The following is a 14,416-nucleotide window of genomic DNA, read 5'->3' on the forward strand; positions in this document are numbered from 1 at the left end:
CCACTATGCCGCCGCCCGACCGCGTCTACCGGTCGGGCGGCGGCATAGTGGGCGGCGGGCTGCTGCTCGTGATCGCCCTCTGGATCGGTGGCGACGCCCTGTTCCGGGGCGCCGGTCACACCCCCTGGCTCGCGCTCGCCGGGCTGCTCTTCATCGTGCCGCTGATCATCGCGTTCAGCCTGCGCCCCGCGGTCTTCGCCGACGCCGACCAGCTGCGCATCCGCAATCCGTTCCGGATGATCACCCTGCCCTGGGCGGCCGTCTCGACGGTGCGTGCCCAGTTCTCCTGCGAGGCGCTCACCGAGGACGGCCGGAAGTATCAGCTCTGGGCGGTCCCGGTCTCCCTGCGCCAGCGCAAGCGCGCCAACCGCCGAAGCGGCCCCGGCCGCGGCGCGGGCACCACGCCCAGGGCGGCGGACGAGCCCCAGCTCGCCCAGGCGGACCGTACCGTCGCCGAACTGCGCGACCTGGCAGAAGGCGCGGCCGCGCGCCCCGGCGCGCAGGGCGAGCCGGTGGTGCGCTGGGCGTACGAGGTCATCGCGCCGTCGGCGGCGGGCCTCGTCGTCCTGATCGTGCTGCTGCTGATGCGCTGATGCGCTGATGCCCTGATGCCCTGAGGCGCTGAGGCGCTGAGGCGCTGAGGCGCTGAGACCGGAGGCGGAGCGGGGCGGGGGGCGACCCGGGGTACGGCGTGTGACCGCGGGTCGGTCCGGTGGTCCGGCGGGCCGACCTCAGATGCCCGCCGCCTGCGCGAGGTCGCTCTTCAGGGCTGTCAGCAGCTCCGCGCCGCGCGTGCGCGCCGCTGTCAGGGCCGACGCGTCCTCGACCGGGACCACGACCTCCAGGTAGCACTTGAGCTTGGGCTCGGTGCCGCTGGGGCGCACGATGACCCGGGCCCCGTACGCGCCGTCGAGGTGGTAGCGGAGGCCGTCCGTCGGGGGGAGGGCGGCTGTGCCCTGGGTCAGGTCCTCGGCGGAGGTGACCTGGAGGCCCGCCAGTTCCGTCGGCGGGTGTTCGCGCAGGCGGCGCATCGCGTCCGCGATCAGGGTCAGGTCCTCGACCCGGACGGAGAGCTGGCCGGTGGCGTGCAGGCCGTGGGTGACGGCGAGGTCGTCCAGCAGGTCGGTCAGGGTCCGGCCCCGCTCCTTCAGCTCCGAGGCCAGCTCGGCGACGAGCAGCGCCGCCGTGATGCCGTCCTTGTCGCGTACGCCCTCGGGGTCGACGCAGTAGCCGAGGGCTTCCTCGTATCCGTACCGCAGCCCCTCGACGCGGGCGATCCACTTGAAGCCGGTGAGGGTCTCCTCGTACGGCAGGCCCGCCACGTCCGCGATCCGGCCGAGGAGCGAGGACGAGACGATCGACTGGGCCAGCACGCCCGTCGCGCCCCGTGCCACCAGGTGCGCGGCCAGCAGCGCGCCCACCTCGTCGCCGGTCAGCATCCGCCAGCCTGCCTCGCGACCGGCGTCGGGGACGGCCACCGCGCAGCGGTCCGCGTCCGGGTCGTTGGCGATGACCAGGTCGGGGCCGACGCGGCGGGCGGTCGCGAACGCCAGGTCCATCGCGCCCGGTTCCTCCGGGTTGGGGAAGGCGACGGTCGGGAACGCGGGGTCGGGCTCGGCCTGTTCGGGTACGGGCACGGGCGCGGGGAACCCGGCGCGCGCGAAGGCCGCGAGGAGCGTCTGCGTACCGACGCCGTGCAGCGCGGTGTGCACGACCCGGGCGGTGCGCGCGGACCCGGGGGTCAGCGCGGCGTCCGTACGGGCCAGATACGCGGCCAGTACGTCGTCCCCGAGGATCTCCCAGCCGCCGTCGGGGCGCGCCACCGTCTCCAGCGCGCCCACCGCCGCGATCTCGGCCGCGATGCCGGTGTCGGCGGGCGGCACGATCTGGGAGCCGTCGCCGAGATAGACCTTGTAGCCGTTGTCCCGGGGCGGATTGTGGCTCGCGGTGACCTCCACCCCGGCCACCGCGCCGAGGTGGCGTACGGCGAACGCCAGGACGGGCGTCGGCAGCGGGCCGGGGAGTACGGCGGCGCGCAGCCCGGCACCGGTCATCACGGCGGCGGTGTCGCGCGCGAAGTCGGCGGACTTGTAGCGGGCGTCGTAGCCGATCACGACCAGCCCGTCGCCCTCCCCGTGCGCCCGGAGGTACGCGGCGAGACCCGCGGCGGCCCGGATGACGACGGCACGGTTCATCCGCGTCGGCCCGGCGCCCAGCTCGCCGCGCAGGCCCGCCGTGCCGAACTGGAGCGTGCCCGAGAACCGGTCGGCGAGGGCGGCCAGGTCCCCGGCGTCGATGAGCGCGCCGAGTTCCGCGCGGGTCTCGGCGTCCGGGTCCTCGGCCTGCCAGGCCCTGGCCCGTGCGATGAGGTCCTGCTGTGCCGTCGTCACGTCCTGCCGCACGATGGATCCCTCCTTGCGGAGGTGGTCGCTCTCCGCGTCGCCTGCTCGGTCTGCTCGGTCTGCTCGGTCTGCTCGGGGTGTTGGAGTGCTCGGGGTGCTCGGCGGTGCTCGGGGGTGTTCGGGGTGTTCGCGTGCGCGGCCGGTGGTGGTCGCCGGGCGGGTGTCGTACCCCTACCGGGGCGTGCTCAGACGCGTTCCAGCACCCGGGCCAGCAGCGCGCCCATCTGGGTGGCCGAGTCGCGGCCCGCCTGGAGGACCTCCTCGTGGTTGAGGGGCTCGCCGGAGATGCCCGCCGCCAGGTTCGTCACCAGCGAGATGCCGAGGACCTCGGCGCCCGCCTCGCGGGCCGCGATGGCCTCCAGGACGGTGGACATGCCGACCAGGTCGCCGCCCATCGCGCGGACCATGTTGATCTCGGCGGGGGTCTCGTAGTGCGGACCGGGGAACTGGACGTACACCCCCTCTTCGAGGGCCGGATCGATCTCCTTGCACAGGGTGCGCAGCCGGGGCGAGTAGAGGTCCGTGAGGTCCACGAAGTTCGCGCCGACGATCGGGGAGACGGCCGTCAGGTTGATGTGGTCGCTGATGAGTACGGGCTGGCCGGGGCGCATGCCCTCGCGCAGCCCGCCGCAGCCGTTGGTCAGCACGATGGTCTTGCAGCCGGCGGCGACGGCGGTACGGACGCCGTGCGCGACGGCGGCGACTCCACGGCCCTCGTAGTAGTGCGTGCGGCCGAGGAAGACCAGCGCGCGCTTCTCGGCGATCTTGTACGAGCGGATCCGGCCGCCGTGACCGGCCACCGCGGGCGGCGGGAAGCCCGGCAGTTCGGTCACCGGGAAGTCGGCCTCGGGCTCGCCGAGGGCTTCGGACGCGGGTGCCCACCCCGAGCCCATCACCAGAGCGATGTCGTGCGTCTCGGCCCCGGTCAGCTCGCGCAGTCGCGTGGCGGCGGCCTCGGCGGCGGCGAGCGGGTCGGCAGGTCCATCGGCGTTGGCCGCGATAACAGATGCGTTCACGCGGATGAGGGTAACCGCTCCGGCCCTACGCGCGTAGATGATGTGGTGAATGGTCTGGACATCGTTGTGTTGTCGTTTCCGACGGAGTGCCCGGCCGAGCCCTGAGGCCCATGGGACGAAAGGGATGCAAGGGGCGCAACGGGTGCCGGGTGGGGCGCTGGGGGCTGCGGTCGCCCGCGACGCCACTCCCGTCCCGCGTGCCCCGTACACCCCGTACGCCTCGCACACCCCGTACGTCTCGTGTGCGTCGTACGCCTCGCGCACCCCGTACGTCTTCTGCACCCCGTACGTCTCTTGCCCGCGCCTCGTGCGCACCGGCGGTCAGCAGGGGCGCTTGCGCAGTTCCATCACGTAGTCGTGCGGGGCCCCGGCCGATTCCGCCGCGTCGGCCAGCTCGCCGAGATAACGGGCGGAGGGGAGACCCCCCTCGTACCCGTTCAGGACGTACAGCCAGGTCGGCTCCTCGCCGTCCAGGGTGTGCACCCGCACCCGCATGCGGCGGTATATGTCGAGCCCGACGCCCTCCCAGCGGTCCATGGAGTCCTCGTCCATGGGGGCGATGTCGTACAGCGCGACGAAGACCTGGGAACGCGGCGCCTCCACGATCGTGACCAGCGCTCCCTCCCAGCCCATCTGCTCGCCACCGAAGGTGAGCCGCCAGCCGTTGAGCCAGCCGGTGCCGCGCAACGGAGAGTGCGGGGCGCGGCGGGACATCAGCCGCGCGTCGAGGTTGCCGGCGTACGCGGCGTAGAGCGACATGGGATCGAGGGTACGGGAGGTACGGACGTGACCGCCGATGCGCCCACGGGGCCGGCCGCCCCGCCGGACGCCCGCCCGGGGCGGCGAACCGCCCCCGGTCGTGTGCTCCGGCGGGGCGGCGCGCCCGGGGCGGGCAGGTCAGACGGCCGGTGCCCGGATGGAGGGCCCCGGGGAGAAGCTAATTGGCGCGTGCGGGACAATGGAGTACGTACTGCATCCCCCGGGGGGCTCCCCCGGAACCCCGGCCGGGGTGGCAGACGGGCCGGGTTGACAACGCGAGGCGGACTTTTTCGTGACCCGGATCGTGATCATCGGCGGCGGACCCGGCGGCTACGAGGCTGCCCTGGTGGGCGCCCAGCTCGGCGCGGAGGTGACCGTCGTCGACTGCGACGGGCTCGGCGGCGCCTCGGTGCTCACCGACTGCGTACCGTCGAAGACCCTCATCGCGACGGCCGAGGTGATGACCACCTTCGACTCCTCCTACGAGGAGCTGGGCATCATCGTCGCGGACGACACGGCGCCCAACGAGAAGGCCGCCCGCGTCGTCGGCGTCGACCTCGGCAAGGTCAACCGGCGCGTCAAGCGCCTCGCGCTCGCCCAGTCCCACGACATCACCGCGTCCGTCACCCGGGCCGGCGCCCGCGTGCTGCGCGGCCGAGGCCGGCTCGACGGCCGGCAGGCCATGGACGGCTCGCGCCAGGTGATCGTGACCGCCGCCGACGGCACCGAGGAGGCGCTCACCGCCGACGCCGTGCTGATCGCGACCGGCGGCCACCCGCGTGAGATCCCGGACGCGCAGCCGGACGGCGAGCGCATCCTGAACTGGACCCAGGTGTACGACCTGGACGAGCTGCCGGAAGAGCTGATCGTGGTCGGCTCCGGTGTGACCGGCGCCGAGTTCGCCGGTGCCTACCAGGCACTGGGCTCACGCGTCACGCTCGTCTCCTCCCGTGACCGGGTGCTGCCGGGCGAGGACCCGGACGCCGCCGCCGTGCTGGAGGACGTCTTCCGGCGCCGGGGCATGAACGTGATGTCCCGCTCCCGGGCCGAGGCCGCGAAGCGGGTGGGCGACCGCGTCGAGGTCACCCTCTCCGACGGCCGGACCATCTCCGGCACGCACTGCCTGATGGCGGTCGGCGCGATCCCGAACACGGCCGGTATGGGCCTGGAGGAGGCCGGGGTCCTCGTCAAGGACTCGGGCCACATCAGGACCGACCGGGTCTCCCGCACCTCCGCCCCCGGCGTGTACGCCGCGGGCGACGTCACGGGCGTCTTCGCGCTCGCCTCGGTCGCCGCCATGCAGGGCCGGATCGCGATGTACCACTTCCTGGGCGACGCGGTGGCTCCGCTCAACCTCAAGACGGTTTCGGCCAACGTCTTCACCGACCCCGAGATCGCCACCGTCGGCTACAGCCAGGCGGACGTCGACAGCGGCAAGATCGACGCCCGGGTCGTCAAGCTCCCGCTGCTGCGCAACCCGCGCGCCAAGATGCAGGGCATCCGGGACGGCTTCGTCAAGATCTTCGCCCGCCCCGGCACGGGCATCGTGGTCGGCGGCGTGGTCGTCGCGCCCCGCGCGAGCGAGCTGATCCACCCCATCTCGCTCGCCGTCGACAACAACCTGACGGTCGAACAGATCGCCAAGGCGTTCACCGTGTACCCGTCGCTGTCGGGCTCGATCGCCGAGGTGGCACGCCAGTTGCACACGCGAAAGGCCGCGGACGAGATCTGACGGCGCCCGGTCACGGCCCCGGGCGTGCCCGGGGCGCCGGTCGGGGCGCCGGTCGGGGCGCCGGTCGGGCCGGGGGCGGGCCCGGGGCCGGGGCCGGGGCCGGGGTGCGCGGCCTCCCGCTGGCCATGCCCGTTCTCGCCTCGCTGTCCGTACCCTGCTCGCAGTCCACGCCTCCACTGTCCGGGCCCCGCTGTCCGCGCCCGTTCGTGCGCCCCGGATGCCCGTTCTCGCGCCCGCTGTTCCGCTCTGTGCGCCGGTTCCTGTCCGGGGCGGCCCGTTCGGGGCCGCTCTGTGTCCGTTCCCGGGGTGAAAGCCCTTTCTTTCCGGGCGTGTTCGAGCGGATCGGATCGCTTCATACCATCCTGGGCGCCGGCCTGTGCACAACTTCTGTTATTCACTGCAAACTGCTGAAAGCGGACGGTCATTGGGGTTACTGTCAGTTTCGTGTTCGCTGCAGAACGTCGCCAATTGATCCTCGAAATGGTGCGAGCCAACGGGGCCGTGTCGCTCCGTGAGCTCGCCCGTGTCGTCCAGACCTCCGAAGTGACCGTACGGCGGGACGTGCGGGCGCTGGAGGCAGAAGGACTCCTCGACCGCCGGCACGGCGGTGCGGTACTGCCGGGTGGCTTCACGCGAGAGTCCGGCTTTCCGCAAAAATCCCATCTCGCGACGGCGGAGAAGACCGCCATCGCCGACCTCGCCGCGAGCTTCGTCGAAGAGGGCGAGGCCATCGTCGTCGGCGCCGGTACGACCACGCAGGAGCTGGCCCGCCGGCTCGCGCGGATCCCCGGGCTGACCGTCGTCACCAACTCCCTGCTGGTCGCCCAGGCCCTGGCGCACGCCAATCGCGTCGAGGTCGTCATGACCGGCGGGACACTGCGCGGCTCCAACTACGCGCTGGTCGGCAGCGGGGCGGAGCAGTCCCTCCAGGGCCTGCGGGTCACCCGCGCGTTCCTCTCGGGGAGCGGGCTGACGGCCGAACGGGGCCTGTCCACCTCCAACATGCTCTCGGCGAGCGTCGACCGGGCGCTCGTGCAGGCGGCGGCGGAGGTCGTCGTGCTCGCCGACCATACGAAGCTCGGCACCGACACGATGTTCCAGACCGTGCCGACGGATCTGATCAGCCGTCTCGTCACCGACGAGCCTCCGGCGCACGACGAGCGCGCCGCGACGGAGCTTCAGGCCCTGGCCGACCAGGGCGTACGGGTATCGGTGGCGGGCTCGGCGGCCGGCGGAGCCGGCGGGGTGGGGGGCGCGGGCCCCCTCGGCGCGGACGCGGTCCCGCCGGGCAGCCGCGCCCGCCGGGACGTACCCCTGCCGGGGCAGCGCCGTACGCACGCGCCGGGACCGGGGTCAGGGCCGGGCGGCACGCCCGGCGGCCCCGGTCCAGGACTGCGCAGCGCGCCGCCGCTGACGCAGCAGGAGCCGGGGGAGCGGGCGCGGGTGGCGGACTTACGGCGGCGCTGAGGCGATGCCTTGGGTGCGTTTTGGCGGGGGCCGGGGCGCTCCGGACACGCGCCTCCGGAGTGCCCCGGCCCCCGCACCCCGACGAACCGCCCGGCGCCGACCCGCGCCGACCGGCACCGACACCGGCACCGCCCGGCTCCGACACCGGCACCGACACCGGCACCGACCGGCACGACACCGGCACCGACCGGCACCGGCACCGCGCCCCGCCACCGACACCGGCACCGGCCCCGCCACCGGTCAGGCCCGCAGGCCCGTCAGCGTCAGCCTCAGCAGGCGCGGCGCCAACTCCGGGTCTTTCGGGGACTGCTCCGCAGCCAGGGCGATCGCGTTGGTGAGCTGCATCAGGTCGTCGATGGAGACACCGACGCGTACATGGCCCGCCTCCTGCGCCCGCGCGAGCAGCCGCGCGCCCGCCTCGCGCAGCGGGACGCTGCACTGGGTGAGCGCCGAACTGGTGTCGTGCGAGGCGGACATAAGCGCGCGCGATACGCCTCGGTACTCACCCGCATGGGTGATGATCGCACCCAGCCACTCGACCAGCGCACCGCACGGTTCGGCCGCCTCCGCCAGTTCACGAGAGCGTTCCAGCAGCGAAGTAAGCGCTTCCTGGAAGACGGCGTTCATCAGCGCGTGCCGGTTCGGGAAGTGCCGGTACAGCGTGCCGATGCCGACACCGGCGCGACGGGCGATGTCTTCGAGGGACGCGTCCGTGCCGTGCTCGGAGAAGCTCCGGCGGGCCTGCGAGAGCAGCCGGTCGTAGTTGCGGCGGGCGTCGGCGCGCTGGGGCCGGGGGGTGGCCGGTGCGGTACTGCTCGCCATGGCTCGGTCCTCTCTGTCTCCGCGCGGTGGGGTGGCGTCCAGGATGCCACCCGGGCCGCGCGAAGGCCCCGACCGGCGGACCGGACGGGGCCTTCGAAGGGGGCGCGACGTACCCACGCCGACGTATCCGCGCGGACGTCAGTCCTTGATCTCGCAGATGGTGGCGCCGGAGGTGAGAGAGGCACCGACTTCGGCGGCCAGGGCCTTGACTGTGCCGGAGCGGTGCGCGTTGAGGGGCTGCTCCATCTTCATGGCTTCGAGGACGACGATGAGGTCGCCCTCCTTGACCTCCTGGCCCTCCTCGACCGCGACCTTGACGATCGTGCCCTGCATGGGCGAGGCCAGCGTGTCGCCGGAGGCCGCGGACGCGGACTTCTTGGCGGCGCGGCGCTTGGGCTTGGCCCCGGCGGCGAGGCCGGTGCGGGCCAGGGACATGCCGAGGCTGACGGGGAGGGAGACTTCGAGGCGTTTGCCGCCGACCTCGACCACGATGGTCTCGCGGCCGGACTCGTCCTCGTCCGTCTCGCCGGGGACCGTGAAGGGCGGGATGTCGTTGACGAACTCGGTCTCGATCCAGCGGGTGTGGATCGTGAACGGGGCGGCGGTGAAGGCCGGGTCGGTGACGACCTTGCGGTGGAAGGGGATGGCGGTGGCCATGCCCTCGACCGTGAACTCCTCCAGGGCGCGCGAGGCCCGCTGGAGGGCCTGTTCGCGGGTGGCGCCGGTGACGATCAGCTTGGCGAGCAGGGAGTCCCAGGCCGGGCCGATCACGGAGCCGGACTCGACGCCCGCGTCGAGGCGGACGCCGGGGCCGGAGGGCGGGGCGAAGGCGGTGACCGTGCCGGGGGCGGGCAGGAAGCCGCGGCCCGGGTCCTCGCCGTTGATGCGGAACTCGAAGGAGTGGCCGCGCACGGCGGGGTCGCCGTATCCCAGCTCCTCGCCGTCGGCGATCCGGAACATCTCGCGCACCAGGTCGAGGCCGGTGACCTCTTCGGTGACCGGATGTTCCACCTGGAGACGGGTGTTGACCTCCAGGAAGGAGATCGTGCCGTCGGCGCCGACGAGGAACTCGACGGTTCCGGCGCCGACATAGCCTGCCTCGCGCAGGATCGCCTTCGAGGCGGCGTACAGCTGGGCGTTCTGCTCCTCGGAGAGGAACGGCGCGGGAGCCTCCTCGACCAGCTTCTGGTGGCGGCGCTGGAGGGAACAGTCACGGGTGGAGACGACCACGACGTTGCCGTGGGAGTCGGCCAGGCACTGCGTCTCGACGTGCCGGGGCTTGTCGAGGTAGCGCTCCACGAAGCACTCGCCGCGGCCGAAGGCGGCGACGGCCTCGCGGACGGCCGAGTCGTACAGCTCCGGGATCTCTTCGAGGGTACGGGCGACCTTCAGGCCGCGTCCGCCACCGCCGAAGGCGGCCTTGATGGCGATCGGCAGGCCGTGCTGCTCGGCGAAGGCGACGACCTCGTCGGCGCCCGAGACCGGGTCGGGCGTGCCGGCCACCAGCGGGGCGCCTGCGCGCTGCGCGATGTGCCGGGCCGCGACCTTGTCGCCCAGGTCGCGGATGGCCTGCGGCGGCGGGCCGATCCAGGTCAGGTCGGCGTCCAGGACGGCCTGGGCGAATTCGGCGTTCTCCGACAGGAAGCCGTAGCCGGGGTGGATCGCGTCCGCCCCCGAGTCCTTGGCCGCCTGGAGTACCTTGGCCATGTCCAGATAGCTGGCCGCCGGGGTCTCACCGCCCAGGGCGAACGCCTCGTCCGCCGCGCGGACATGCAGGGCATCCCGGTCGGGCTCGGCGTATACGGCTACGCTCTCGATCCCGGCGTCCCGGCAGGCACGGGCAACGCGGACAGCGATTTCGCCACGGTTGGCGATGAGCACCTTGCGCACGATGGCTCCCTCCTTGAAACAAGCTGAGTTTAGGGACTGTCGACACGCCCTTCGGGCTCGTCCCTCATGGTGACGTCGCCCACATGGAGCGTGATGAGAGCCGCGCTCGCATCGTGAAATCCCTTGTGACACCACGGTACGCCGGGATCCTCCGTCGCACAGTAGCGCTCGAATGTGCTCCAGCTCTCTGTCCGAGTGCCCCTCGCCCGATCGCGAATCTTTGTGGAGTCCCTACGAATGGCGGAACGATTCTCTGCCTCGCCGCCGGGCCTTGTCGTGCCTTATACCGATGAGTAGCCTGCGCGATGTCGTTCGTACTGGCAGTAACAGGGGAAGTGGGTGGGCGCGGTGGGGCGCAGACCGCTGGCGTGGGTGGCCGCGATCGTGCTGCTGCTGGAGGGGGTTGGCGCGGTCCTTCTCAACGGGGTGCTCGCCACCGTCGTGGGCAATCAGCGGATGTCGCTGGCCGGTGTCGACCCCGGCTCCATGGTCGCCGGGACCTGGGCGATGGGCGGGATCCTAGGGCTTTACCTCGTCCTGTGCGCGGCGGTTCTGGTGCGTACGGCCCTGAAGGACCGGGCTCCGGGCCTCGTCGGCAGGATCGCGCTCATCACCTGCGCGGTCACCCACGGCGTGCTGGCCACGCTGGCGGTGGGGCTGGTGGGGTGGGACGCCTTCGCGTTCATGATGGTCGTGGTGGGGCTGCTGGTCCTGATACTGCTCGGTTACGGGACCGAGCCCGGCCGACGGCCCGCCGCACCGGCCTGAGCCCAACCCGCCGCGCAGCGGGCGGCGTTCACGCCCACAGGTCGGTGATGGCGACGCCGTGCTCCCCGAGGAGCCGGCGCAGCAGCGGCAGCGACAGGCCGATGACATTGCCGTGGTCGCCCTCGATGGAGTCCACGAAGGGCGCGGAGCGGCCGTCCAGGGTGAAGGCGCCCGCGACGTGGAGCGGTTCACCGGTGGCGACGTACGCGGCGATCTCGGCGTCCGTCGGCTCGCCGAAGCGGACGGTGGTCGAGGCGGTCTCGCCGACGCGGTGGCCGGTGGCGGTGTCGATCACGCAGTGGCCGGTGCGCAGGACGCCCGCGCGCCCGCGCATCGACTTCCAGCGCGCGGTCGCCTCCTCGGCGTCGGCGGGCTTGCCGAGCGCCTGGCCGTCGAGTTCGAGCACGGAGTCGCAGCCGATGACGAGGGCGCCCGCGGTCTCGGGGCGCGCGGCCACGGCGGTGGCCTTCGCCTCGGCGAGCACCAGGGCGAGCGCGGCGGGGGTGTCGGCGCTCAGCGCGTCCTCGTCGACCCCGCTGACGATCACCTCGGGCGCGAGCCCGGCGCCTTCGAGCAGGCCCAGACGGGCGGGGGAGGCGGAGGCGAGGACGAGACGGCGGCGCTGATCGGTCATGCGCGCCATCGTAGGCCGCTGCGTCCGGCCCCCGTACCAGGCGCCCATGGCGGCACGGGGCAGACGGGACTTCGGACTTACTCGTCTACGGGGCAGGCGCGACTTACTCGTCTAGGGGAGGCCGAGCACGATCATCGCCAGGATCACGGCGAGCGCGAGCAGCACGCCCACGCGCCGCATCATGAACTGCGCGTCGCGCATGTCCTCGGGGGGCTCGTCTTCCGGATCGGACCACAACATGTCATCGATCCTCGGGCCTGTGGGCCGACGGCGCCTGAGTACGTGTACTCATCATCTGCCCCGCCCGTACGGGGCTCGCGAGCGGACGGCGGCGCGGCAGCCCGGGGAAGCCGCCGGTGCGCACGGCGAGCCGCGGGGTCGCGACAGGGCCGAGGAGGCGCGAGCGCGCGTCCGGTGATCCGCCCGGCCCGTGCGTACCGGCCATCGGGCTATCCCGGCCAGTACGTACGGGCCCACGCGCGCGGTCCCGGGGGCGGCAGGCGGCGCAGGGCGATGCGGGCCGGGGCCGACCAGCGGGCCGCCGGTTCCGGCGGCCCGTCCGGCGCGTCCGCCGTCGCGCGGGCCGCCCTGACCACGGCGAGGGCGGCGGCCAGTTCCTCGGGGGTCGGGTTGCCCCGTACGACCTTGATCATGAACTGCTCCTTCCCTGGAGGGCTACAGCGGGATGTTGCCGTGCTTCTTCGGCGGCAGGCTCTCCCGCTTCGTGCGCAGCTGACGCAGTCCCCGCGCCACCTGGGCACGCGTCGACGACGGCATGATCACCGCGTCGACGTAGCCGCGCTCGGCCGCCACGTACGGGTTGAGCAGCGTGTCCTCGTACTCCTGGATCAGCTCGGCGCGCCTCGTCTCCCGCGCCGCCTCGTCCGGGGCGGCGGCGATCGCGCGGCGGTGCAGGATGTTCACCGCGCCCTGCGCGCCCATCACGGCGATCTGCGCGGTCGGCCAGGCCAGGTTGAGGTCGGCGCCCAGGTGCTTGGAGCCCATCACGTCGTACGCGCCGCCGAACGCCTTGCGCGTGATCACCGTGATCAGCGGGACCGTGGCCTCGGCGTACGCGTAGATCAGCTTGGCGCCGTGCCGGATGATCCCGCCGTACTCCTGGTCCACCCCGGGCAGGAAGCCCGGTACGTCCACGAAGGTCAGCACCGGCACGTTGAAGGCGTCGCAGGTGCGCACGAACCGCGCTGCCTTCTCCGAGGCGTTGATGTCCAGACAGCCGGCGAACTGCAACGGCTGGTTGGCGACGATCCCCACCGGGAAGCCCTCGACCCGGCCGAAGCCGGTGATGATGTTCGGCGCGAACAGCGCCTGCGTCTCCAGGAACTCGCCGTCGTCGAGCGTGTGCTCGATCACCGTGTGCATGTCGTACGGCTGGTTCGCGGAGTCCGGGATCAGCGTGTCCAGCTCCAGATCTCCGGCGCCCGTCGCGAGGTCGGCCTCCTCGGGGAAGGCGGGCGGCTCGGAGAGGTTGTTCGAAGGCAGGTAGGACAGCAGCGACTTGACGTACTCGACGGCGTCCTTCTCGTCGCCCGCCATGTGGTGCGCCACGCCGGACGTCGCGTTGTGCGTGCGCGCCCCGCCCAGCTCCTCGAAGCCCACGTCCTCGCCCGTCACCGTCTTGATGACATCGGGACCCGTGATGAACATGTGCGAGGTCTGGTCGACCATCACCGTGAAGTCGGTGATCGCGGGGGAGTAGACCGCGCCGCCCGCGCACGGGCCGACGATCAGACTGATCTGCGGCACCACCCCGGAGGCGTGCACGTTGCGGCGGAAGATCTCCGCGAAGAGACCGAGCGCGGCCACGCCCTCCTGGATCCGGGCGCCGCCGCCGTCGTTGATCCCGATGATCGGGCAGCCGGTCTTCAGCGCGAAGTCCATCACCTTGACGATCTTCTCGCCGTAGACCTCGCCCAGCGAGCCGCCGAAGACCGTGAAGTCCTGCGAGTACACACAGACCGGACGGCCGTCGACGGTGCCGTAACCGGTGACGACCCCGTCCCCGTAGGGCCGGTTCCGCTCGATGCCGAAGTTGGTGGAGCGGTGCCTCGCGAACTCGTCCAGCTCGACGAAGGAGCCCTCGTCGAGCAGCAGATCGACCCGCTCGCGGGCGGTGAGCTTGCCCTTGGCGTGCTGCTTCTCCACGGCGCGCGCGGAGCCGGCGTGCGTGGCTTCCTCGACGCGGCGCCTGAGGTCCGCGAGCTTCCCCGCGGTGGTGTGCGGTGCGGCTGCCGCCGGTTCGGCGGCGGTGGCCTGGGTGCTTTCCGGCTCGGACATCGGGATGCGGCTCCCTGCGGGGTCACGGATGCGGATGCGGGTGTGGACGACCCGGTGGTGGCTGGGCTCGTACGGATCGCTTCGGTCGTGTGCCCGGACGCTGTGTGCCCGGATGCTGATGATCCGTAGGGTATCCGCGTCGCTACCGTTCGGCAGTGCGGTGTTTCCCACACTTAGAGGCCGCGCGGATAGGTGGGGTGGAGGAAGGAGCGGGGTGAGGGGCAAGCATGGCAAGGCGGAGGAGGGAGGCGACGCGGAGCGTCGTGGACCGACGACAACGCCGCCAGGCGCCGCCCATCGCCCCGCGACGCCACCCCACCTATTCGCGCGGCCTCTTAGGGTGGCTTGCATGTTGCGTCCTGAAAGCTGGTCCAGGCTTGCGGGTGGAAGTCCCGTCCGGGTAGACACCGGAGTGCCCGGTAGCAGGTCCCGGTTCGTCGTGGAGACGCGGCGGGCTGAGCGGGATGTCAAGAGCCTCTTTGGAGGGAGCAAGCACGCGGGCCGTAGCGTGAAGCGAACCTTGCAGCCTCGTCACACCAACAACGGAGAAGCCGAGCCCGTCATGGCAGGGCGAAGGTCATGTCCTGGAGGCCCTGTTCCGGGGTCAGCCTCCGGGGTTCTCCCGGGG

13 protein-coding genes are annotated in these 14,416 nt (G+C 72.4%); 4 read left to right on the plus strand and 9 right to left on the minus strand.

Going from position 1 to position 14,416, the window contains the following annotated elements:
• Positions 1-5: 5 nt before the first annotated feature.
• On the plus strand, positions 6-593 hold the full coding sequence (locus tag DVH02_RS00825; protein ID WP_114621716.1) for a PH domain-containing protein: 588 nt from the start codon (positions 6-8) through the stop codon (positions 591-593).
• 138 nt (positions 594-731) lie between these two features.
• On the opposite strand, the gene DVH02_RS00830 is transcribed toward DVH02_RS00825, so the two are convergent.
• The 3 genes from DVH02_RS00830 to DVH02_RS00840 form a co-directional block, all read right to left on the minus strand.
• A complete protein-coding gene (locus DVH02_RS00830; protein WP_199566118.1) occupies positions 732-2,402 on the minus strand; it encodes a phospho-sugar mutase in 1,671 nt (556 codons plus the stop codon).
• A gap of 185 nt (positions 2,403-2,587) precedes the next feature.
• The gene (locus DVH02_RS00835) at positions 2,588-3,418 is read right to left on the minus strand and encodes a purine-nucleoside phosphorylase (RefSeq protein ID WP_114621717.1); all 831 of its coding nucleotides are present in this window, start codon (positions 3,416-3,418) and stop codon (positions 2,588-2,590) included.
• Positions 3,419-3,739: 321 nt separating this feature from the next.
• A complete protein-coding gene (locus DVH02_RS00840; RefSeq protein ID WP_114621718.1) occupies positions 3,740-4,177 on the minus strand; it encodes a gamma-glutamylcyclotransferase in 438 nt (145 codons plus the stop codon).
• Between the two features lie 292 nt (positions 4,178-4,469).
• Here DVH02_RS00840 and DVH02_RS00845 point away from each other — a divergent pair, with 292 nt between their 5' ends.
• Complete coding sequence (locus tag DVH02_RS00845; protein ID WP_114621719.1) at positions 4,470-5,909, plus strand: NAD(P)H-quinone dehydrogenase; 1,440 nt, start codon at positions 4,470-4,472, stop codon at positions 5,907-5,909.
• A gap of 480 nt (positions 5,910-6,389) precedes the next feature.
• Entirely contained in the window at positions 6,390-7,376 is a 987-nt protein-coding gene (locus DVH02_RS00855) for a DeoR/GlpR family DNA-binding transcription regulator (protein WP_456113482.1), read from the plus strand.
• Positions 7,377-7,616: 240 nt separating this feature from the next.
• On the opposite strand, the gene DVH02_RS00860 is transcribed toward DVH02_RS00855, so the two are convergent.
• Positions 7,617-8,198, minus strand: a complete 582-nt coding sequence (locus DVH02_RS00860; protein ID WP_114621721.1) for a TetR/AcrR family transcriptional regulator — start codon at positions 8,196-8,198, stop codon at positions 7,617-7,619.
• 138 nt (positions 8,199-8,336) lie between these two features.
• Complete coding sequence (locus DVH02_RS00865) at positions 8,337-10,088, minus strand: acetyl/propionyl/methylcrotonyl-CoA carboxylase subunit alpha (RefSeq protein WP_114621722.1); 1,752 nt, start codon at positions 10,086-10,088, stop codon at positions 8,337-8,339.
• A gap of 348 nt (positions 10,089-10,436) precedes the next feature.
• Here DVH02_RS00865 and DVH02_RS00870 point away from each other — a divergent pair, with 348 nt between their 5' ends.
• On the plus strand, positions 10,437-10,856 hold the full coding sequence (locus DVH02_RS00870) for a hypothetical protein (RefSeq protein ID WP_407697574.1): 420 nt from the start codon (positions 10,437-10,439) through the stop codon (positions 10,854-10,856).
• 28 nt (positions 10,857-10,884) lie between these two features.
• On the opposite strand, the gene DVH02_RS00875 is transcribed toward DVH02_RS00870, so the two are convergent.
• From DVH02_RS00875 to DVH02_RS00885, 4 genes are all read right to left on the minus strand, one after another.
• Positions 10,885-11,499, minus strand: coding sequence for a Maf family protein (locus tag DVH02_RS00875; protein ID WP_199566119.1), 615 nt, complete (start codon positions 11,497-11,499; stop codon positions 10,885-10,887).
• Between the two features lie 102 nt (positions 11,500-11,601).
• Complete coding sequence (gene mmpB, locus DVH02_RS36700; RefSeq protein WP_267899030.1) at positions 11,602-11,730, minus strand: morphogenic membrane protein MmpB; 129 nt, start codon at positions 11,728-11,730, stop codon at positions 11,602-11,604.
• 209 nt (positions 11,731-11,939) lie between these two features.
• Positions 11,940-12,143, minus strand: coding sequence for an acyl-CoA carboxylase subunit epsilon (locus DVH02_RS00880; protein ID WP_114621724.1), 204 nt, complete (start codon positions 12,141-12,143; stop codon positions 11,940-11,942).
• Positions 12,144-12,165: 22 nt separating this feature from the next.
• The gene (locus DVH02_RS00885) at positions 12,166-13,788 is read right to left on the minus strand and encodes an acyl-CoA carboxylase subunit beta (RefSeq protein ID WP_114621725.1); all 1,623 of its coding nucleotides are present in this window, start codon (positions 13,786-13,788) and stop codon (positions 12,166-12,168) included.
• Positions 13,789-14,416: the final 628 nt, after the last annotated feature.

Origin of the sequence: Streptomyces corynorhini, from assembly GCF_003346515.1 — a bacterium.
Lineage (GTDB): Bacteria > Actinomycetota > Actinomycetes > Streptomycetales > Streptomycetaceae > Streptomyces > Streptomyces corynorhini.

What these genes read in the sequence shown, in the direction of transcription:
- DVH02_RS00825 (WP_114621716.1), top strand. Translation starts at nt 6, where the DNA reads ATGCCGCCGCCCGACCGCGTCTACCGGTCGGGCGGCGGCATAGTGGGC.
- DVH02_RS00840 (WP_114621718.1), bottom strand. Translation starts at nt 4,177, where the DNA reads ATGTCGCTCTACGCCGCGTACGCCGGCAACCTCGACGCGCGGCTGATG.
- DVH02_RS00855 (WP_456113482.1), top strand. Translation starts at nt 6,390, where the DNA reads ATGGTGCGAGCCAACGGGGCCGTGTCGCTCCGTGAGCTCGCCCGTGTC.
- DVH02_RS00860 (WP_114621721.1), bottom strand. Translation starts at nt 8,198, where the DNA reads ATGGCGAGCAGTACCGCACCGGCCACCCCCCGGCCCCAGCGCGCCGAC.
- DVH02_RS00875 (WP_199566119.1), bottom strand. Translation starts at nt 11,499, where the DNA reads ATGGCGCGCATGACCGATCAGCGCCGCCGTCTCGTCCTCGCCTCCGCC.
- mmpB (WP_267899030.1), bottom strand. Translation starts at nt 11,730, where the DNA reads ATGTTGTGGTCCGATCCGGAAGACGAGCCCCCCGAGGACATGCGCGAC.
- DVH02_RS00880 (WP_114621724.1), bottom strand. Translation starts at nt 12,143, where the DNA reads ATGATCAAGGTCGTACGGGGCAACCCGACCCCCGAGGAACTGGCCGCC.
- DVH02_RS00885 (WP_114621725.1), bottom strand. Translation starts at nt 13,788, where the DNA reads ATGTCCGAGCCGGAAAGCACCCAGGCCACCGCCGCCGAACCGGCGGCA.